The organism is Mangrovicella endophytica (assembly GCF_002893625.1).
Taxonomy (GTDB): domain Bacteria; phylum Pseudomonadota; class Alphaproteobacteria; order Rhizobiales; family Rhizobiaceae; genus Mangrovicella; species Mangrovicella endophytica.
On the sequence record NZ_PKMZ01000005.1, the window covers coordinates 144275 to 164752 of the forward strand.

General features: G+C 66.8%; 17 protein-coding genes. 12 read left to right on the plus strand and 5 right to left on the minus strand.

Annotation, left to right across the window (positions count from 1 at the left end; all coding sequences use genetic code 11):
* Positions 1–74: 74 nt before the first annotated feature.
* The 5 genes from C0R46_RS13505 to C0R46_RS13525 form a co-directional block, all read right to left on the minus strand.
* Complete coding sequence (locus C0R46_RS13505) at positions 75–611, minus strand: DUF4142 domain-containing protein (RefSeq protein ID WP_157944645.1); 537 nt, start codon at positions 609–611, stop codon at positions 75–77.
* A gap of 158 nt (positions 612–769) precedes the next feature.
* Complete coding sequence (locus C0R46_RS13510; protein ID WP_102960165.1) at positions 770–1270, minus strand: ureidoglycolate lyase; 501 nt, start codon at positions 1268–1270, stop codon at positions 770–772.
* On the minus strand, positions 1267–2289 hold the full coding sequence (alc, locus tag C0R46_RS13515; protein WP_102960166.1) for an allantoicase: 1023 nt from the start codon (positions 2287–2289) through the stop codon (positions 1267–1269). Before alc ends, C0R46_RS13510 begins: the two co-directional genes overlap by 4 nt.
* Positions 2286–3749 carry an allantoinase PuuE gene (gene puuE / locus C0R46_RS13520; protein ID WP_245413577.1) on the minus strand — a complete coding sequence of 488 codons (1464 nt, stop codon included), beginning with the start codon at positions 3747–3749 and terminating at the stop codon, positions 2286–2288. The genes alc and puuE overlap by 4 nt, the downstream gene beginning before the upstream one ends.
* 251 nt (positions 3750–4000) lie before the next feature.
* Positions 4001–4210, minus strand: coding sequence for a cold-shock protein (locus C0R46_RS13525; RefSeq protein WP_102960168.1), 210 nt, complete (start codon positions 4208–4210; stop codon positions 4001–4003).
* A 333-nt stretch (positions 4211–4543) separates the two neighbouring features.
* On the opposite strand from C0R46_RS13525, the gene uraH reads away from it, so the two are divergent.
* The 12 genes from uraH to C0R46_RS13585 all read left to right on the plus strand — a co-directional run bounded on the left by uraH (position 4544) and on the right by C0R46_RS13585 (position 20460).
* Positions 4544–4909, plus strand: a complete 366-nt coding sequence (uraH, locus tag C0R46_RS13530; RefSeq protein WP_102960169.1) for a hydroxyisourate hydrolase — start codon at positions 4544–4546, stop codon at positions 4907–4909.
* Positions 4910–4913: 4 nt separating this feature from the next.
* Positions 4914–6371, plus strand: coding sequence for a xanthine dehydrogenase small subunit (gene xdhA, locus C0R46_RS13535; protein ID WP_102960170.1), 1458 nt, complete (start codon positions 4914–4916; stop codon positions 6369–6371).
* Between the two features lie 13 nt (positions 6372–6384).
* The gene (xdhB, locus tag C0R46_RS13540) at positions 6385–8781 is read left to right on the plus strand and encodes a xanthine dehydrogenase molybdopterin binding subunit (protein ID WP_102960171.1); all 2397 of its coding nucleotides are present in this window, start codon (positions 6385–6387) and stop codon (positions 8779–8781) included.
* Positions 8778–9683: a xanthine dehydrogenase accessory protein XdhC gene (gene xdhC, locus C0R46_RS13545; RefSeq protein WP_102960172.1), complete on the plus strand. Its 906-nt coding sequence runs from the start codon at positions 8778–8780 to the stop codon at positions 9681–9683. Before xdhB ends, xdhC begins: the two co-directional genes overlap by 4 nt.
* Positions 9667–11193: an ABC transporter ATP-binding protein gene (locus tag C0R46_RS13550; protein ID WP_102960270.1), complete on the plus strand. Its 1527-nt coding sequence runs from the start codon at positions 9667–9669 to the stop codon at positions 11191–11193. The genes xdhC and C0R46_RS13550 overlap by 17 nt, the downstream gene beginning before the upstream one ends.
* Positions 11193–12350 carry an ABC transporter permease gene (locus tag C0R46_RS13555; protein WP_102960173.1) on the plus strand — a complete coding sequence of 386 codons (1158 nt, stop codon included), beginning with the start codon at positions 11193–11195 and terminating at the stop codon, positions 12348–12350. Before C0R46_RS13550 ends, C0R46_RS13555 begins: the two co-directional genes overlap by 1 nt.
* Positions 12347–13273, plus strand: coding sequence for an ABC transporter permease (locus C0R46_RS13560; RefSeq protein WP_102960174.1), 927 nt, complete (start codon positions 12347–12349; stop codon positions 13271–13273). The genes C0R46_RS13555 and C0R46_RS13560 overlap by 4 nt, the downstream gene beginning before the upstream one ends.
* Before the next feature lie 39 nt (positions 13274–13312).
* Positions 13313–14395, plus strand: coding sequence for a BMP family ABC transporter substrate-binding protein (locus C0R46_RS13565; protein ID WP_102960175.1), 1083 nt, complete (start codon positions 13313–13315; stop codon positions 14393–14395).
* A 177-nt stretch (positions 14396–14572) separates the two neighbouring features.
* Positions 14573–15820: a urate hydroxylase PuuD gene (locus C0R46_RS13570; RefSeq protein WP_102960176.1), complete on the plus strand. Its 1248-nt coding sequence runs from the start codon at positions 14573–14575 to the stop codon at positions 15818–15820.
* The gene (guaD, locus tag C0R46_RS13575; RefSeq protein ID WP_102960177.1) at positions 15817–17199 is read left to right on the plus strand and encodes a guanine deaminase; all 1383 of its coding nucleotides are present in this window, start codon (positions 15817–15819) and stop codon (positions 17197–17199) included. Before C0R46_RS13570 ends, guaD begins: the two co-directional genes overlap by 4 nt.
* A 126-nt stretch (positions 17200–17325) precedes the next feature.
* Positions 17326–18174 carry a fumarylacetoacetate hydrolase family protein gene (locus C0R46_RS13580; RefSeq protein WP_102960178.1) on the plus strand — a complete coding sequence of 283 codons (849 nt, stop codon included), beginning with the start codon at positions 17326–17328 and terminating at the stop codon, positions 18172–18174.
* 264 nt (positions 18175–18438) lie between these two features.
* A complete protein-coding gene (locus C0R46_RS13585; protein WP_102960179.1) occupies positions 18439–20460 on the plus strand; it encodes an alpha-1,4-glucan--maltose-1-phosphate maltosyltransferase in 2022 nt (673 codons plus the stop codon).
* Positions 20461–20478: the final 18 nt, after the last annotated feature.

Genomic DNA, 20478 nt, shown 5'->3' on the forward strand with positions numbered 1-20478 from the left:
CGCCGCACATGATAATGGGTGGCCGACGATGCCGACCACCCGCTGACTGTCCTTATATCAGACCCGATGCCGGGTCAGTTCGCCGGAGCCGTGGTGCCGCCGGAGGTCGAGCTCGTCGCCGTCGCATCTGTGTCGAGGAGCTTCTGGACGTGCATCGCGTGCATCTCCAGGACAGGCGTCGTCGCATCCGCATAGGTCTTGAGGTTGGCGTCCTTGCCGGCCGAGCCGTAGCCCTGATGCAGGGCAAGCGCCTTCTGGTGAGCCTTCACCTGCTGGTTGAGGTAGGTCGGCACCTTGTTGTCGGCGGCTGTCAGCTGCTCGAGCATCTGCTGATCCTCGGCCGTCAGCTCCATCGGAACGGCGATGTCCGACTTCATGGCAGCCTGCTTCAAATCGGCTGCGGCCTTTTCATGATCGCTGATGATCTGCTGAGCGAACGTCTTCACGTCGGCAGTGGCCGACGGATCCTGCATGATCATCTGGCTGGACTGGATCTCGTACATGCCGGACGAGGCGGCTTTCGCCACGAATTCCTGATCCGACGAGGTCTGGGCCAGAGCCGTGGTGGAGAAGAGGGCCAGTCCGGCAGCTGCCATGAGAATGGATTTCATCGAGATTCCCCGTTGTCGAGGCCGACGGAGCGGCCGATGGGGAAAGAAGGCGGGGATTGGACGCTTGTTCCCCGCCATTTCGGGGCGAGGCTAACGACCCGCGCCACGTTGGCTCTCTCGCCCGGACAAGCAGCTTTCGCCGCGCCATATGCGGCGGATCAGGCGTTGGACAGTGCCGTGATCGTGACAGGCTGCGTCAGCATCCACTCCTGGAGATTGCTGCCCGTGCCGCCGCGGTCGATCACCAGAAAGTCACTCACGTCCTCCAGGGCCAGCAGCGGATGATGCCAGGTGCCGCGACTGTAGGAGACGCCCTGACGGTCGGTGGCAAGGAAGGCCTGCGGCCTGCCGGGCCGACCGCTCTCATCCGGCGCGACGACAACCAGGTAAGGCCGGTTCGACAGTGGCATGAAGGCCTGGCTGCCGAGCGGATGGCGCTCCAGCATGGTGATCTCGATCGGCAGGGCGAAAGGCTTGCCGCGGAAGATCGAGATCAGCGGGCGACCGCCCTGCGACGACACGTCCACCGGCGCGATGTCGTGGAAGCGCGTCGTGGTGCCGCCGTTGATCAGGCGGATCTCGGCGGCATTGTCCGGCTCGATCACCTCGCCGAAGGGTCTGAAGGCATCCGCCGTCAGGAGCGCGACGGGCAAGCTCACGGCGCCTTGGTGCCGTAGAGGCGCAGCCGGCTGACGCCGCCATCCGGAAAGATGTCGAGCCGCACATGGGTGACCGGGCCGAGCGCTTTCACCTCACCGATCTCGAGGACCGCGTCGGCGGCGAGCTTCGTCTCCGGTACCAGGATCGGCCATTCCGCGCTGTCATCGCCAATGTCCTCCGGCAGGGGGTCGGTCGACAGGCGCGCGGCTCGCAGCGTGAAGCGGTCGGGGAAGTTGCCCTTGAAGTGATGCGTGTCGATCAGCACGCTGTTGATCGTCCCGGCCGTGCCGAGCTTGAGGACGCACCAGTCATTGCCCGGGCGGCGGCGGCGCGCCGTTTCCCAGCCGTCCGCCATCACCGGCGCGCGGCCCGGCGCCAGCATGTTGGCGGGCGATCCGTAATGGGCATCGTTCCAGGCGATTGCGGTGCCGCCATTCTCGACCGCCACGAGATCGACGACCTCGCCATGCGGAACCTCGGACCAGTCCTTGGCAACGAGGCCGTAGACGCGCAGCCGTGCCACGCCGCCGTCGGGATAGATGTGGAGGCGCAGCCAGCGGCAGGTGCGCGGCTCGGCGACGGTGACGACGTTGTGGCTGTCGCCCTTCAGCGGCATCAGAGGCACGAGCTCGCGCCAGTCGGCCTCACCCGGCTCTTCGACGGTATCGGCTGCCTCGATCATGGCCTCCGGCGGGAAGTTGCCGGTGAAGAAGGCGGTGTCGACGTCGACGGCGTGGACAGTTCCGCGTTGGCCGAGGCGAATGACGCACCAGTCGTGGCCGGGGACGCGCTTGCGACGTGACTCCCAGCCGTCCATCCACTTGCCGTGATCGTCGAAGCGGTCGGGATAGAAGACCGGCGCCTCCGGTTGGATCAGCCGGCTCTTGTCAGCGAAGAAGTCGTCGGTCGCGAAGGTGACCTCGGTGCCGAGACGCGGATGGGCGAGGTCGACGAAGCGCTTCAGCAGGCCCTCGGCCTCAGGCGCGGGGGGCGCGGTGACGAAACGCTCGCTGCTCATGCTGTCTCTCCGGAGGATGGGCCGTGATCCTGCTGCCGGTTCTCATCGGCGAAAATGCCGGCGATGCGCAGCCTGGCAATCTTTTCCACTTCGTGCGCTGCCGTCGCAAGCTCGGCCTCGCGGTCATTGCCGATCCGCTGCTCAAAGGCGGCGAGAATGTCGTCCTTGGTCAGACCCTTTACGGCGATGATGAAGGGAAAGCCGAAGCGCTCGACATAGCGGGTATTGAGATCGGTGAAGCGGGCGAGCTCGTCGGCGGTCAACCGATCGAGCCCGGCGCCGGCCTGCTCGGCCTTCGACTGGTCGGTCAGCCCGCCGACCAGCGCCAGGCGGCCGGCAAGGTCGGGATGCGCCTTGAGGACAGCCAGCCGTTCCTCGGCGCTCGCCGCGCGGAAACGCGTCACCAGCGCGGCGGTGAGGCCATCTGCCGTGTCGTGGACAGCGCCGAGCCCGCGCTCATAGGCGCGATCGGCCAGATAGGGCGAGTGCTCGAAGACGCCGCCGAAGACGGACAGGAACGCCTCGCGGGACAGGCTGCTCGGCCGAAAGCGCGGCCGGTAGGGGAAGTGCTCGCGCCAGTGCCGGGCGATGTCGATGCGCCGCGCAATCCAGACGCCCTCCTTGGCCTTGATGTAGTCGAGGAAGCGGGCGAGCGCCGCGGCGCGCCCAGGGCGCCCGACGAGGCGGCAATGGAGGCCGATATTCAGCATCTTCGGCGCGCCGGCTTCGCCTTCGGCATGAAGGAGGTCAAAGGCGTCCTTCAGATAGGCGAAGAACTGGTCGCCGGAGTTGAAGCCCTGCGGCGTCGCAAAGCGCATGTCGTTGGAATCGAGCGTATAGGGCAGAACCAGCAGCGGCCCGTGCGGTGTCTCCTGCCAGTAGGGCAGGTCGTCGGCATAGGCGTCGGAGGCGTAGAGGAAGCCGCCTTCCTCCGCGACGAGGTCCAGCGTGTGGCGAGAGGAGCGGCCGGTATACCAGCCGAGCGGACGCTCGCCCGTGATCGCCGTATGAAGGGCGATCGCCTCACGCATGTGGGCGCGCTCATCCTCGGCGGCGTAGTCCTTGTACTCGATCCATTTCAGCCCGTGCGAGGCAATCTCCCAGCCGGCTTCCTGCATCGCGGCGACGGCCTCCGGGCTGCGCTCCAGCGCGGTGGCGACGCCGTAGACGGTGACCGGCATGTCCCGCTCGGTGAATAGGCGCCAGAGCCGCCAGAAGCCGGCGCGCGCGCCATATTCATAGATCGATTCCATGTTCATGTGGCGCATGCCGGGCCACGGCGCGGCGCCGACGATCTCCGACAGGAAGCCTTCCGAGGCCGCATCGCCGTGAAGGATGGCGTTCTCGCCGCCCTCCTCGTAGTTGACGACGAACTGCACGCAGATCTTTGCCCCGCCCGGCCAGTTCGGATCCGGCGGCGTGCGGCCGTAGCCGAGGAGATCGCGAGGGTAGGCAGCCATGCGAGAGCCTTGCATCACATCATGATGGACGCGACGCTAGGCCAGAGCGCGACGAGGCAGCAAGCCTTCCGCCAGGAAGCGGACGGGAAATGCGGCGCTCTTCACAAACAAAAAAAGGCCGGGCTGCTGCCCGACCTTCCCAGAGCATCCGGCTCGAAAGCCGGCGCTCGATCGCCTCGACGCTTGCTGCCAGTACATCCGTGGTCAGCGAGCGGAAGCGATATCTGTATGCCCGAGGGCGCGCAGCCTGATCAGGCGGCGCTGAGGTTGTCGGCGGCGGACTTGCCGGAGCGGCGGTCCTGCACGATGTTGAAGTTCAGCTTCTGGCCTTCGACGATCGTGCTCATGCCAGAGCGCTCGACAGCCGAGATATGAACGAAGACATCGGTCGAGCCATCTTCCGGCTGGATAAAGCCGAAGCCCTTGGTGGCATTGAAGAACTTCACGGTTCCAACGGTCATGACGATTTCCTTTCAAATCGACGATAGAATTTCGTCGCCAAGCGCGAAGCCCAGCGGCGGCGGGTATTCGATTTTGAAAGAGAAATCAGTCGGAGCGTTGAGCGCGAAACGAAATTCAACATGCAAGATCGATAGCGAATATCTAGGCGTGGACTATGGTCATTACAAGGCAGCTCGTGAAATTACCCGAGAACGAGGCTGATGCTTAAGGTCGCTATTCCTACTGGTGCCATCTGAAACGCCGCCGATTGCCCCTCGGCAGGGAGGCTGGACGGCCATGAGGGAGACGGGCATCATCCATAACCGGTTGTGCAGATGACGGAATCACGCCGCATGGCGGAACATCAGACGGGTCGGCTGACGACCCATGTCCTTGATACGAGCCTCGGCCGACCGGCAGCGGGCATTGGTGTTTCGCTGTTCCGCCTCGATGGCGAGACGCGGCAGTCGATCCTCGACGCGCTCACCAATGCCGATGGACGCTGCGATCAGCCGCTCCTGTCGGGCGATGACTTTCGGCCCGGACGCTACGAACTCGTTTTCGCCGCCGGCGACTACCTGCGGCGCACGCAAGGCAGGCTCGCCGAGCCGCTGTTCCTCGATGACGTCGTGATCCGCTTCGGCATGGCGGAAGCGGCGCATTATCACGTGCCGCTGCTGCTCTCGCCGTTCGGCTATTCCACCTATCGGGGATCGTAGAGCCATGGCCGAGGCGATCCGCACCATCATCAACGGGCAGGAGCGCCGGATCGAGGGCGTCAGCCCGACCACGACCATGCTTAACCATCTGCGCCGCACCGAACGGCTGACCGGCACCAAGGAAGGCTGCGCCGAGGGCGACTGTGGCGCCTGCACCGTCATGCTGATCGAGCCGGACGAGGCTGGCGGTCTGCGGCGGCGCGCCGTCAACGCCTGCATCCAGTTCGTGCCGTCGCTGCATGGCCGCGCCATCGAAACGATCGAGCAACTCGGGCGGAACGGCCTCCACCCGCTGCAGCAGGCGATGGTCGATCATCATGCCAGCCAGTGCGGCTTCTGCACGCCCGGCTTCGTCATGCAGCTCTATTCCGGCTGGCTGACCGGCGCACTCACGGATCGCCAGTCGGTCAAGGACGTCATCGCCGGCAATCTTTGCCGCTGCACAGGCTATGGGCCGATCATCGACGCCGGCGTCGATCTCGCCCGGCTCGAGCCGCCGGACACGGCAGCGGATGATGCGGTGTTGGCGGAGCGGCTTCGATCGCTACGAGGTGCCGAAACCTTCGCCTATGAGGGCGAGGGCGCGCGCTGGTTCGCGCCGGCCAGCCTCGACGCGCTCGCCGACCTGGCTGCCGCTCATCCGGACGCTGTGCTCGTCGCCGGCGCGACGGATGTGGGGCTGTGGGTGACGAAGCTGCATCGCGAACTGCCCGTGCTGATCGACGTGACGCGCGTGCCCGAGCTGCACGGCTGGTCTAATGACGATCTCACGGTGACACTTGGCGCGACGGTGACGCATCGCGAGGCGCGCCGCATCCTCGAAGACCTCCATCCCGATCTCGGCGAGCTGATGCGCCGCTTCGCCGGCTACCAGATCCGGAATGCGGGGACCGTCGGCGGCAACATCGCCAACGGCTCGCCGATCGGCGACCTGCTGCCGGCCTTGATCGCGCTCGGCGCGCAGCTGCAACTGCGCCACGGAACCGTAGGCCGCGAGCTGCCGCTGGAGGACTTCTTCATCGAATATGGGCGGCAGGACCGCGCCAAAGGCGAGCTGGTCGCCTCCGTTACCGTTCCGAAGCTCAGGGCTGACCAGCTTTTCGCCTGCTACAAGATCTCCAAGCGCTTTGATTCCGACATCTCGGCCGTCATGGGTGCGTTCCGGTTGACGCTCGGCGATGACGGCTTGGTGCGCGAGGCGCGGCTCGCCTTCGGCGGCATGGCGGGAACGCCGCAGCGGGCGAAGGCGGCCGAGGCGGCGCTTGTCGGTCAACCGTTCGATGCCGCGGCGGCCGAGCGGGCGGCGGCTGCGCTGCGTGACGACTTCACGCCGCTCACCGACATGCGGGCCAGCGCGGCCTACCGGCTGACCGTTGCGGGCAATCTCCTGCGCCGCTTCCAGATGGAAACAGGCGCGGCAGGCACGCGGACCCGCGTTCTCGATCTCTCTGACGTCGCGTGACGAGGCCCGGCTGATGGACGTCACGCGCATCCAGGATCGCAGCGGCGCCGGCGGCGTCGCGCCTTCGGCACTCCACGAGCGTCCGCCGACGCATGAGGGGGAGATCCGCGGCGGCGTCGCCCGGGCGCTCGCCCATGACAGTGCGGCCAAGCACGTCTCCGGCGCAGCGCGCTACATCGACGACGAGCCTGAGCTGCCGGGAACGCTGCAGGTTTATATCGCCCTGTCGCCGCGGGCGCATGCCCGTATCCTCTCGGCCGACTACACGGGCGTCCGGCAGGCGCCGGGTGTCCATGCGGTGCTGACCGCCGCCGATATCCCGGGCAAGAACGACTATTCGCCGGTCTTCGGCGATGACCCGATCTTCCCGACGCAGACGGTGGAATATGTCGGCCAACCGCTCTTCGCGGTGGCGGCCGAGACGATCGAAGCCGCGCGCGCGGCGGCCAAACATGCGGTCTTCACCTTCGAGGACCTGCCCGCGGCAATCACCATCGACGAGGCGTTGGTCTCGGCGGATGCTGCCGGCGAGGATCTGCTCGACGCCCACACGATGCGCCTCGGCGATGTCGATGCAGCGCTTCAATCCGCCGAGATGGTGCTGGAGGGGCGGGTCGAGGTCGGCGGACAGGACCATTTCTATCTCGAAGGGCAGATCGCGACGGCCGTGCCGCAGGAGGACGGCGACATGCTCGTGCGCTCCTCGACGCAGCACCCGTCCGAGGTCCAGCACAATGTCGCGAAGATGCTGGGCGTTGCCGACCACTCTGTGACCGTCGAGGTGCGGCGCATGGGCGGCGGCTTCGGCGGCAAGGAATCGCAGCCGGCGCTGTTTGCAAGCGTCGCGGCGCTGGCGGCGCATGTGACCGGCCGCCCGGCGAAGTGTCGGCCAGACCGCGACGACGACATGGTGATGACCGGCAAGCGTCACGAGATGCGGCTGGACTATCGCGTCGGCTTCGACCGGGAAGGGCGGATTGCGGCGGCGGACTTCGCTCATGTCGTGCGCTGCGGCTATTCGCGCGATCTGTCCGGCGCGATTGCCGACCGCGCCATGTTCCATGCCGACAATGCCTATGCGCTGCCGGCTGCGCGCATCCATTCCCGGCGGCTGAAGACCAACACCGTTTCCAACACGGCCTTCCGCGGCTTCGGCGGCCCGCAAGGCATGGTCGGGATCGAGCGTGCGATGGACCGGATCGCCTTTGCCACGGGGCTGGATCCGCTCGATGTGCGCAAGCGCAACTTCTATCCCGCCGCGGGTGGGGCGCTGACGCCCTACCACATGGCCGTCACGGACTCGGTGATCGAGGACATCGTCGGCGAGCTGGAGGCGTCCTGCGACTACCGTGTTCGGCGCGAGGCGGTGCGCCGCTTCAACGCGGACAACCCAGTCCTGAAGAAGGGGCTGGCGCTGACGCCGGTGAAGTTCGGCATCTCCTTCACCACCAGCCATCTCAATCAGGCCGGCGCGCTGGTCCATGTCTACAAGGACGGCTCGGTGCAGCTGAACCACGGCGGCACCGAGATGGGGCAGGGGCTGTTCACCAAGGTGGCGCAGGTCGTCGCCGAGGAGTTCCAGATCGACATTGACCACGTAAAGATCACCTCGACCACCACCGCCAAGGTGCCGAACACCTCGGCGACGGCCGCGTCGTCAGGCTCCGATCTCAACGGTATGGCGGCGCAGGCCGCGGCGCGCGCGATCAAGGAACGGCTGATCGACTATGCGTGCGAGCAGTATCACGTTGCACGTGACCAGGTGGTCTTCCAGCCGAACCGCGTCCTCATCGGCAATGCGGAAAAGCGCTTCGCCGATCTCGTCGGCGAGGCCTATCTGGCCCGCAAGTCGCTGTCCTCGACCGGCTATTACGCGACGCCCGGCATCCACTACGATCGCGAGAGTGCGTCCGGGACACCCTTCTACTATTTCGCCTATGGGGCGGCCTGCGCCGAGGTCGCGATCGACACGCTGACCGGCGAATACCGGCTCCTGCGCGCCGATATCCTCCACGATGTCGGCCGGTCGCTGAACCCGGCGCTCGACCTTGGGCAGATCGAGGGCGGCTTCATCCAGGGCATGGGCTGGCTGACGACGGAAGAGCTCTGGTGGGACAAGGCCGGGCGGCTGAGGACCCACGCGCCCTCCACCTACAAGATCCCGACGGCCAACGACCGGCCGGACAACCTCACCGTCCGTCTGTGGGAGAAGGGCGAGAACCGCGCCCCGACGATCTACCGCTCCAAGGCGGTGGGCGAGCCGCCCTTCATGCTGGCGATTTCGGTCTTCTCGGCGCTGACTGACGCCGTGTGTGCTGCCGGCGACGGCAAGGCCTTCCCCGATCTCGACGCGCCGGCAACGCCCGAGCGCGTGCTGGCGGCGGTGCAGGCCGTGCGCGGCGTCCGATGACCACGCCGGCCGGGCAGCTTGCCGAAATGGTCGCAGCGGATCAGCCGGCCATTCTCGTCACTGTGGCTGAAGCCCGCGGCTCCACGCCGCGCGAGGCCGGTGTGCGGATGATCGTCACACCCGATGATGTCACTGGCACGATCGGCGGCGGTCGCCTGGAGTTCAACGCGATCGAGCGTGCCCGACGAATGCTGCACGATGGCGAGCGCGTGGCGATGATGAAGGTTCCGCTCGGGCCTGCCATCGGCCAGTGCTGCGGCGGCAGCGTGTCCCTGCAGCTCGAGATGGCCGATGCCGCGCTGTTGTCGCGTGTGGAGGCGCAGGAGCGCGCGGAGCGTGACAGCCGCCCGGCAGTGATGATCTTCGGCGCCGGACCCACGGGCCAGGCGCTTACGGCGGCATTGGCGCCGCTGCCCTTCGCCATCACCCTGATCGACAGCCGCCGGGATCGTCTGGATGTCGCGCCCCAAGCCGTGACGACCATCGCCAGCGCGCTGCCGGAAGCTGAAATCGACCAGGCGCGGCCCCGCACCGGTTTCGTGGTGATGACGCATGATCACGCGCTGGACTTTCTTCTCGCCGCCCGGGCGCTGCGCCGCGGCGACGCCGCCTATGTCGGGATGATCGGCTCGGCCACCAAGCGCGAGCGCTTCCGCCGCTATCTGAAGGAGGAGGGTGACGGGGACCTCATCGGACGATTGGTGTTGCCGATCGGTGGTTCAGCGCTGCGCGACAAGCGGCCGGAGGTGATCGCCGCCATGACGGCGGCGGAACTCGCCGTCTGCCTGCTTTCCAATCAGGGGGAAAAGCTGCATGGAACCTTTGCAGCCGGCCTTCCGCGGTGCAATAGTGAAGCCGACCAACAACGGGATCAGCCGCCACTCCATGCCGCCGCGTCTTGAACTGCAGGGCATCACCAAGCGCTTCCCGGGCGTCACCGCCAATGAATCCGTCTCATTCTCCGTCGCGCCCGGCGAGATCCATGCGCTGCTCGGCGAGAACGGGGCCGGCAAGTCGACGCTGGTCAAGATCATCTACGGCGTGCAGCGGGCGGATGAGGGCACCATCCTGTGGGATGGCGCGCCCGTCTCCATCGGCTCGCCCCGCGAGGCGCGGGCTCTCGGTATCGGCATGGTGTTCCAGCATTTCTCGCTGTTCGAGGCGATGACGGTGCTGGAGAACATCGCGCTCGGCATGGACAATCCGCCGCCGCGCCGCGAACTGGAGGCGAAGGTGCGGCAGGTGCTCGACACCTATCATCTCGCGCTCGATCCGCATCGCGACGTCCATACGCTGTCGGTCGGCGAGCGCCAGCGCATCGAAATCGTCCGCGCGCTCCTGCAGCGCCCGAAGCTCCTGATCATGGACGAGCCGACTTCGGTGCTGACGCCGCAGGAGGTGGAGCAGCTGTTCGAAACGCTGCGCCAGCTGGCGCGCGAGGGCTGCTCGATCCTCTACATTTCCCACAAGCTGCACGAGATCAAGGCGCTCTGCGAAAGCGCCACCATCCTGCGTGCCGGCAAGGTGGTTGAGACCTGCGACCCGCGCGAGCATAGCACCCGTGCCATGGCGGAGATGATGATCGGCGGCAGCCTGAAGGACGTCAAACGCAAGAGCGGCGGCGAATTCGGCCCGGTGCGCCTCGCCGTCGACGGACTGTCGGCGCCGGGCGAGCCGCCCTTCGGCACCAGCCTGAAGGAGATCTCCTTCGAGGTGCGGGCTGGCGAAATCCTCGGCATTGCCGGGGTCGCGGGCAACGGCCAGAACGAGCTGCTCTCGGTTCTCTCCGGCGAGCGCCATCATGGCGTCACCGGCTCGATTGCCATCGACGGCGTGCCATCACTGGCGCTCGGCGTCTCCGCACGGCGCTCGCGCGGCCTTGCCGCCGTGCCGGAGGAGCGCAATGGCCATGCCGCCGTGCCCGGCATGTCCCTGACCGACAATGCCGTCCTCTCTGCCCGGCGGCGTAAGAAGCTGACGGTCGGCGGCCTGATCCGTCTTGGCGCGGCGCGGGATTTCGCCCGCTCCGTCATCTCCGGCTTCTCCGTCAAGGCGACCGGGCCGGCAGCCTTCGCCGGCAGCCTGTCCGGCGGCAACCTGCAGAAATACATCATGGGCCGCGAGATCATGCAGACACCGGCCGTGCTCGTCGTCTCGCAGCCGACCTGGGGTGTCGATGCGGGCGCCGCCGCCTTCATCCGCCAGGCCATGGTCGATCTTGCGGCCGCCGGCGGCGCCATCCTCGTGGTCAGCCAGGACCTCGACGAGTTGCTGGAACTCTCCGATCGCATTGCCGTCATCAACGAGGGACGGCTGTCGCGCTCGCTCCCCGTCGGGTCTGTGTCCGTCGAGGAGATCGGTCTTCTGATGGGCGGCGTCCATGGCGAGCCTGCCACCGCCGAGGCTGCTTGATGGCGCTAATTCTCGAGCCGCGGCGCGAGCCGAGCCGCGCCATGGTGCTGGCGGCGCCGCTGATCGCCGTCGTGGCGACGCTGGTAACGGGCGCCATCGCCTTCACCCTTCTCGGTTATGACGGCTTTGGCGCCATCCGCGAGATCTTCGTCTCGCCGCTTCTGAGCGCCTATCGGTGGCAGGACCTTCTCGTGAAGGCGGCGCCGCTGGCGCTGATCGCGACGGGCCTGTCGATCGGCTTTCGCGCCAATGTCTGGAACATCGGCGCCGAGGGGCAGTATATCCTCGGCGGCCTCGCCGGCACCGGCATCGCGCTTGCCGCCTACGACATGGAAGGCGGCTGGATCCTGCCGCTGATGATCGTCTGCGGCATTCTCGGTGGCATGGCCTGGGCGAGCATTCCGGCGATCCTGAAGACGCGGCTCAACGTCAACGAGATCCTGTCGAGCCTGATGCTCAACTACGTTGCCATCCAGCTGCTCTATTACCTGATGCGCGGACCGTGGAAGGACCCGATGGGGTTCAACTTCCCGCAGACCCGCCTCTTCACCGACTGGGAAACGCTGCCGATGGCAGTGCCCGGCACGCTGATCCATATCGGCGTTCCGATCGCGCTGGCGCTGGCCTTGACGGTCTGGCTGCTGATCGCCCGCAGCATCACAGGCTTCCAGATCCGTGTGGTCGGGCTGGCGCCGCAGGCGGCGCGCTACGGCGGCTTCAGCGCGCCGTCCACCACGTGGCTGGCGCTGATGGCCGGCGGCGCCTTTGCCGGTCTTGCCGGCGTTCTGGAGGCGGCCGGACCCTTCGCGCAGATGGTGCCGGCCTTTCCGACCGGCTACGGCTATACTGCAATCATCGTCGCCTTTCTCGGGCGGCTCCACCCAGTCGGCATCCTCCTCGCCGCCATGGTGCTGGCGCTCACCTATGTCGGCGGCGACACGGCGCAGACAACGATCGGCCTGCCGGCGGCGGCGATCGGCGTCTTCCAGGCGATGATGCTGTTCTTCCTGCTCGCGGCCGACATCCTCGTGCGCTACCGCCTGGTGCGGCGACGCCAGCCGACCGGTGCGCCGGCACCGACCGCCGCCGGAGTGCCGCCGCAGGCGTCACCCGACACGCTTGCGCAGGAAGCCCGTGCCGAAGGCGTCGCAGCATGACGACGACACTTCTGATCTCGATCCTGATGTCGGTGGCCGGTGCGGCGACGCCGCTGCTCATCGCAGCGCTCGGCGAACTCGTCGCCGAGAAGTCCGGCGTTCTGAACCTCGGCGTCGAGGGCATGATGCTGATCGGTGCCGTGACGGCTTTCGCCGTCGCGGTCACCACCGGTTCGCCCGTGCTCGGCTGCATTGCCGCAATGGCGGCGGCGGCCGCCTCGTCGCTGATCTTCGGCTATCTCACCCTCAGCCTCACTGCCAATCAGGTGGCGACGGGCCTGGCGCTGACCATCTTCGGAACGGGCGTCTCGGCCCTGGCGGGCGCTCCTTACGTCGGCATCACCACGCAGACGCTCGGCCTCTTGTTTCCGCCGAGTCTTGCCACCGATCCCATCTGGCGGCTGGTCTTCGGCCATTCGCCGCTCGTCTATATCGGCCTCCTCCTGACGCTCGGCGTCTGGTGGTTCCTGAAGCACTCGCGCGCCGGTCTGATCCTGCGCGCGATCGGCGAGTCGGACATGGCGGCGCATTCGATCGGCTATCCCGTGCTGACGGTGCGCTACCTCGCCGTCCTCTTCGGCGGTGCCATGGCGGGGCTGGCCGGTTCCTATTACTCGCTGGTGCTGACGCCGATGTGGGCGGAGCGGCTGACGGCCGGCCGCGGCTGGATCGCCATCGCGCTCGTGGTCTTCGCGTCGTGGCGCACCGGGCGCCTCGTTCTCGGCGCCTATCTCTTCGGCGCCGTCATCACGCTCGAACTGCAGGCCAAGGCCGCCGGCTTCTCCTTCTTTGCGCCGGAGTTCCTGTCCAGCCTCCCATATCTCGCCACCATCGTCGTCCTGGCGCTCATCTCGGCCGGACGGCGCAATGCCAGACTTGCAGCGCCCGCCTGCCTCGGCAGGCCGTTCCGCGCGACTGCCTGACGATCATCGCCACCATCCCCACCAAGCCAGGAGGATTTCATGTTCCAGATCACCCGGCGCCGGCTCCTGACCGGCACCGCTTCGCTCGCAGCCCTCTCCGGTCTCGGGGTCGCCGCCCGCGCGCAGGGCAAGGACAAGGTGAAGGCCGCCTTCATCTATGTCGGCCCGGTCGGCGACTACGGCTATTCCTTCGCCCATGATCAGGGCCGCAAGTTCCTGGAGGAGAAGCTCGGCGACAAGGTCGAGACGAGCTTCGTCGAAAGCGTCGCGGAAGGTCCGGATGCCGAGCGCGTGCTGCGCCAGCTGGCCCAGGCCGGCAACGACATCATCTTCGCGACCTCCTTCGGCTTCATGAACCCGACGCTGAAGGTCGCCAAGCAGTTCCCCAACGTGAAGTTCGAGCACGCGACGGGCTATCAGACCGCCCCGAACATGGGCATCTACAATTCGCGCTTCTATGAAGGCCGCGCCGTGCTCGGCACCATCGCCGCGATGATGTCGAAGACGGGTAAGGGCGGCTATGTCGCCTCCTTCCCGATCCCCGAGGTGGTGATGGGCATCAACGCCTTCACGCTCGCGGCCCGCAAGATCAACCCGAAGTTCGAGACCCAGGTCGTCTGGGTGAACTCCTGGTACGACCCCGCCAAGGAGGCCGATGCCGCCAAGGCGCTTCTCGATCAGGGTGCGGACGTCATCACCCAGCACACTGACTCGCCGGCGCCTCTGCAGGCTGCCGAGCAGCGCGGCGCCATCGCCTTCGGCCAGGCTTGGGACATGCAGAGCTTTGCGCCCAACGCCCATATGACCGCGATCGTCGACCACTGGGGGCCGCATTACGTCCAGTCGGTCCAGGCGGTCCTCGACGGCACCTGGAAACCCGGCGACGTCTGGGGCGGCATGAAGGAGGACTTCGTCGAGATGTCGCCCTTCAACCCGAAGATGCCGGAGGACGTGAAGGCGGCGGCGCAGAAGATCGTCGACGAGACGAAGGCCGGCACCTACAGCGTCTTCACCGGCCCGATCAACGATCAGTCGGGCACCGAGAAGATCGCCGCCGGACAGGTCATCCCGGACGCCGACCTCCTCAAGATGAACTGGTATGTCGAGGGCGTGAAGTCCTGATCAACCTGGCGGTGGCGGCCGGGTGACTGGCCGCTGCCGCCTTCCGCCCGCCGGTCTTCGGCGGTCGGCAGTGTCATAGCTCGGGCGCTGGCCCGGGTCGGCGAGATCTAACGGACCGCTGCTCCTCGCGCGGTCGCCTGTCGCTCGTCCTTTGCAGAAGGAACGGCAAGGCATCGCATGGCAACCTATCTGGCAGACTGGCTGCAGTTCGGCGTCCGCTGGCTGCATGTCGTGACGGCGATCGCCTGGATCGGCTCGTCATTCTATTTCATCGCCCTCGACCTCGGCCTGCGCAAGCCCCACGGCACCCCGCCGGCGGGCGTCGGCGGCGAGGCTTGGCAGGTGCATGGCGGCGGCTTCTACCATGTGCAGAAATACATGGTGGCGCCGCCTCACATGCCCGAGGACCTCACCTGGTTCAAATGGGAGAGCTACTCGGCGTGGCTGTCGGGCGCCGCGCTCCTCTTCCTCGTCTACTATCTCGGCGCGGACCTCTTCCTGATCGACCCCGAGAAGGCGGATCTGCCGGCCTGGGGTGCCAGCCTCATCGGCATTGCGGGCCTTGCGCTCGGCTGGCTCGTTTATGACGCCCTCTGCAAGTCGCCGCTGAAGCGTAACGACACGGCGCTGCTCGCCGTGCTCTTCGTCTATGTCGTCGCCGCGAGCTTCGGCTTTGCCCAAGTCTTTTCCGGCCGCGGTGCCATGCTGCACACCGGCGCAATGATCGCGACGATCATGAGCGCCAACGTCTTCTTCACGATCATCCCGAACCAGACGATCGTCGTCGCCGACCTGAAGGCCGGCCGGACGCCCGAGGCGCGGCTGGGGCAGGAAGCCAAGCAGCGCTCGCTGCACAACAACTACCTGACGCTGCCGGTCATCTTCCTGATGCTCTCCAACCACTATCCGCTCGCCTTCGCGACGGAGTGGAACTGGGCGATCGCCGGGGTGGTGCTGCTGCTTGGCGCCGTCATCCGCCACTTCTTCAACACCATGCACAAGACCGGCGCCAAGCTCTGGTGGTGCTGGGGCGTCGCGGCCGTCCTCTTCGCGATCATCGTGACGCTGTCCGGCTCGCCCGGCTGGCGGGCGGGCGAGGCGTCCGACGCCGCTGCCGCCGCGTGGACGCAGGACCCGCAACTCGCTCTTGCGACATCGCCCCATTTCGAGGCGGCGGAGTCGATCGTGATGTCGCGCTGCTCCATGTGCCATGCGCGCGAGCCGCTGTGGCCGGGCATCTCGCATGCGCCGAAAGGCGTCGTCCTCGAGACCGCCGCCGACATCGTTCACTACGCGCCGCTGATCGAGCGGCAGGCGGTGCGCAGCCATGCCATGCCGCCCGGCAATGTCACCGGGCTCGAGCCGGAGGAGCGCCAGCTTCTGGCGAGCTGGATCCAGTCCGGCGACGGGGTGACGGGACGATGAGGCGCCATCTCGCGATCCGCGGCCGGCTTCTGTGGTTCGAGGCCGATCCGGCGTTTGCCGGCGAGGCTGCGCTGCGCTTCATCGAGGATGGCATCGTCCTGATCGAGGCCGGCATCATCAAGGCCGTCGACGAGGCGCGCGTGCTGCTGCCGCAACTGACGCGGGAGGTGACACTCGTCGATCACCGGCCGCACCTCGTCCTGCCCGGCTTCATCGACCCGCATCTGCACATGCCGCAGACGCAGGTGATCGCCTCCTATGGCACCGAGCTGCTGGAATGGCTGCAGAAATACACGTTCCCGGAGGAGTCGCGTTACGGCGATCCGGCGGTTTCGGCCGCTGCGGCGCGCTTCCTGTTCGACGAGCTCCTGCGCAATGGCACGACGACGGCGAGCGCCTTCTGCACGTCGCATCCGGAAAGCGTCCATGCCTATTTCACTGAGGCCGAACGACGCGGCCTCAGGATGATCGGCGGCAAGGTGATGATGGATCGCGGCGCGCCACCGGCGCTGCTCGATACGCCGCAAACCGGCTATGACCAAACGAAGGCGGCGATCGAGCGCTGGCACGGCCGCGGCCGGCTGTCCGTCGCTATCACGCCGCGCTTCGCTCCGACCTCGACGGAGGCGCAGCTGGAAGCGGCCGGCGCGCTCGCCGCGGCGTTTCCCGATCTCCCCATCCAGACGCACCTCTCGGAAAACGAGGCGGAGATCGCCTATGTCCGCGAGCTGTTCCCGTGGTCCGATGACTATACGGCGGTCTACGAGCGCTATGGGCTGGTGCGTCGTAAGGCTCTGTTCGGACACTGTATCCACCTGACAGAGCGCGAGCGTGCGGCGCTGGCGGATCATCAGGCTTCCGCGATCTTCTGCCCGACCTCGAACCTCTTCCTCGGCTCCGGCCTGTTCGACTTGGCGGCGGCGCGCGAGGCCGGCCTGAGGGTCGGGCTCGCTACCGATATCGGCGGCGGCACCAGCTATTCCATGCTGCAGACGGCGGCGGAGGCCTACAAGGTGCTGGCGCTGCGGGGTGAGAAACTGACGGCCTTCGAGGCCTTTCACATGATGACAGCGGGCAATGCCGAGGCGATCGGGCTGGCGGGGACGATCGGCCAGCTGGCGCCGGGCTACGAGGCCGACCTCGTGGTGCTCGACAGCCGCGCCACGGCCGCGCTGCGGCGCCGGATGCAGCGGGCGGAGACGCTGGCCGAAGAGCTGTTCGCGCTGATGATGCTCGGCGACGACCGCAGCGTCGCTGCGACCTATGCCAACGGCAAGTGCGTTTATGACCGCTTGAACACGGGCCCGCGGTTGCCGGAGCGGGGCGATCAGCTGGCTTCGGCCGGCCGCCCACAGGGCACGGAGGCGGCGCAGCAATAGGCCTGGGGAGCCGGTCCCGGCGGCCCCGCCTGAGAAACCTCACCCGCGCATAGAGACAGACGCCATTCGGCATCTATCTGTCGTCGGGCCGCGTTGGTGCGGCACGGCAGGCAGGAGGCAGAGCGAATGCGACTGGTACGCTATGGCGACAGCGGGGCGGAGAAGCCCGGCCTGATCGATGCGGAGCACGTGCTCCGCGATCTCTCCGGCGAGGTCGACGACATCGCTGGCCACACGCTCAGCCGCAGCATGCTCGACAAGATCCGCGCGCTCGATCCCAAAAGCCTGCCCAAGGCCGATCCCAGCCACCGAATCGGCCCCTGCGTCGGCCGCGTCGGCAACTTCATAGCCGTCGGCCTCAACTACGAGGACCATGCGCGCGAGACCGGCGCCCCCATCCCGACCGAGCCGATCATCTTCAACAAGGCGCCGTCGTCGATCATTGGGCCGCGCGACGACATCATCGTGCCAAAGGGCTCGAAGTCGACGGACTGGGAGGTCGAGGTCGCCATCGTCATCGGCGAGGAGGCCCTTTACGTCTCCGAGGAAGCCGCGCTCGACCACGTTGCCGGCTTCTGCCTGTGCAACGACGTCTCCGAGCGCGACTGGCAGAAGGACCGCGGCGGTCAGTGGACCAAGGGCAAGAGCGCACCGACCTTCGGGCCGCTCGGCCCCTGGCTGGTGACGCCGGACGCGATCGAGGACGTTCAGGCGATCGACCTCTGGCTCGACGTCAATGGCGAGCGGATGCAGACAGGATCGACGGCAACGATGATCTTCGGCATGCGCTTCGTCGTCTCCTATCTCTCGCAGTTCATGCGGCTGATGCCGGGCGACGTCATCACCACGGGCACGCCGCCGGGCGTCGGCGCGGCGCGCAATCCGCCGCGCTTCCTGAAGGATGGCGACATCGTCACCCTCGGCGGCTCGAGCCTCGGCGAGCAGCGGCAGGTCGTTCGCGCCTGGCAGGGCTGATCGCCCGAAAAAGGCGCGGCGGCGGTCTGCCGCCGGGCTCTTCAGCGGAGCGGGTCGTCGGTATGGCAGCGCAGCTTTTCCGGAAAAGGCTGTTTGCAGCGCAACCTGAGGCACGCTTGCGCGGTTCTAGGCTTCGGAGGGTGCATCGTTCGGACGGACGAGGCGGACGGATTCTGATCCGCCGGCCGGCCGTTCGGCGTCCCGTCCGCCCGTCAACCGGACCCGGAAGGTCGATGCATGTCCGATGCAGCCACGACACCTCGCATGACGACGAAGCCCGCCACCGCCTCTTTCCGGCCGGCGCGCGACCCTCAGTCCGAGGCTGAGCTGCGCCATCTGGCCGAAAGCCGCCTGGCCATCGAGGGCGTGGAGCCGGAGATCGATGGGGGCCGCTTCGCGGTCAAGCGTGCCGAAGGCGAGCCGATGCTCGTGACCGCCGACATCTTCTCGGATGGGCACGACAAGATCGCAGCCGCGCTGATCTATGGCGAAGCGGGATCGGACAGCTGGTCCGAGGTGCCGTTCGAATTCATCGAGAACGACCGCTGGGGCGCCGAGGTCACCTTCGACAAGCCCGGTCCCTATCGCTACTCCATCCTGGCCTGGCGCGACGTCTATGCGACCTGGCGTGACGAGGCGAAGAAGAAGCGCGACGCCGGCGTCCTGACCGATCTCGAGCTGACCGAAGGCCGTCAGCTCGTCGAGAAGGCGCTCGCCTCCGGCCGCGGCTCGGCTGACGAGCAAAAGCAGCTCGCGGCGTTCGACCAGAGGCTGAAGGATCTGCAGTCCAGGGCGGATGCCGACGGGCAGTACGAGGCGATGCAGTCCGCCGAGGCGGTGGCGCTGCTCGCCGCCGCCGGCCTGCGCACCAACCTGACGCGCTATCCGATCGACGTGCCGGTCTGGGTCGACCGCACCGCGGCGGCGTTCAGCGCCTGGTACGAGCTGATGCCGCGCTCGCAATCCGGCGACGTCAACCGCCACGGCACCTTCGACGACGTCATCAAGCGTCTGCCCGACATTCAGGAGATGGGCTTCGACGTCCTCTATTTCCCGCCCATCCACCCGATCGGCAAGACCAACCGCAAGGGCCGCAACAACACGCTGACACCGGGCGAGGGCGATCCCGGCAGCCCCTATGCCATCGGCTCAGCCGAGGGCGGCCACGACGCGCTGCATCCCGAGCTCGGCACCTTCGAGGATTTCGCCCGGCTGATCGACGCGGCGAAGGACCATGGGCTGGAGATCGCCATCGACTTCGCCATCCAGTGCTCGCCTGACCATCCCTGGATCAAGGAGCATCCGGAGTGGTTTGACTGGCGGCCGAACGGCACCATCAAGTTCGCCGAGAACCCGCCGAAGAAGTACGAGGACATCGTCAACGTCCACTTCTACCGCGACGCCATTCCCTCGCTCTGGTTCGAGCTGCGCGACATCGTGCTGTTCTGGCTGGACAAGGGCGTCCGGATCTTCCGCGTCGACAATCCGCACACCAAGCCGTTCCCGTTCTGGGAATGGATGATCGCCGAGGTGCGCAAGGTCGATCCGGGCGTCGTCTTCCTCGCCGAGGCCTTCACCCGGCCAAAGGTGATGAAGCGGCTCGCCAAGGTCGGCTACAACCAGTCCTATTCCTACTTCACCTGGCGAAACGTGAAGTGGGAGCTGACGGAGTACATGACCGAGCTGACGCAGTCGAAATGCGTCGAGTATATGCGGCCGAACTTCTTCGTGAACACGCCGGACATCAATCCGCGCTTCCTGCAGGTCAGCGGCCGGCCCGGCTTCCGCATCCGCCTTGCGCTCGCGGCCACGCTCGCGGGTAACTACGGCGTTTATTCCGGCTTCGAACTGTGTGACGCGCGTCCCGTGCCGGGCAAGGAGGAGTATCTCAACTCCGAGAAATACGAGATCCGGGCCTTCGACTGGAAGGCGCCGGGCAATATCCGCGACGATATCGCCTTCTTCAACAATCTGAGGCGCACCGAGCCGGCGCTGCAGTCGTTCCGCAACCTGTCCTTCTATAATTTCTGGAACGAGCGCGTCCTATACTACGGCAAGACGGCGCCGGACGGCTCCATCCTGCTCTTCATCGTCTCGCTTGATCCGCACTGGGGGCAGGGCGGCAATTTCGAGGTCCCGCTGTGGGAGCTGGGCCTTTCCGACGATGCGGGCGTCGAGGTGACGGATCTCGTCTCCGGCCAGAGCTTCAACTGGTACGGCAAGATCCAGCACTGGTACCTGAACCCGTCCGAGCGCCCCTACGCCGTCCTGAAGATCTCCCGCTGAACCGCGAGCAGGCCAATT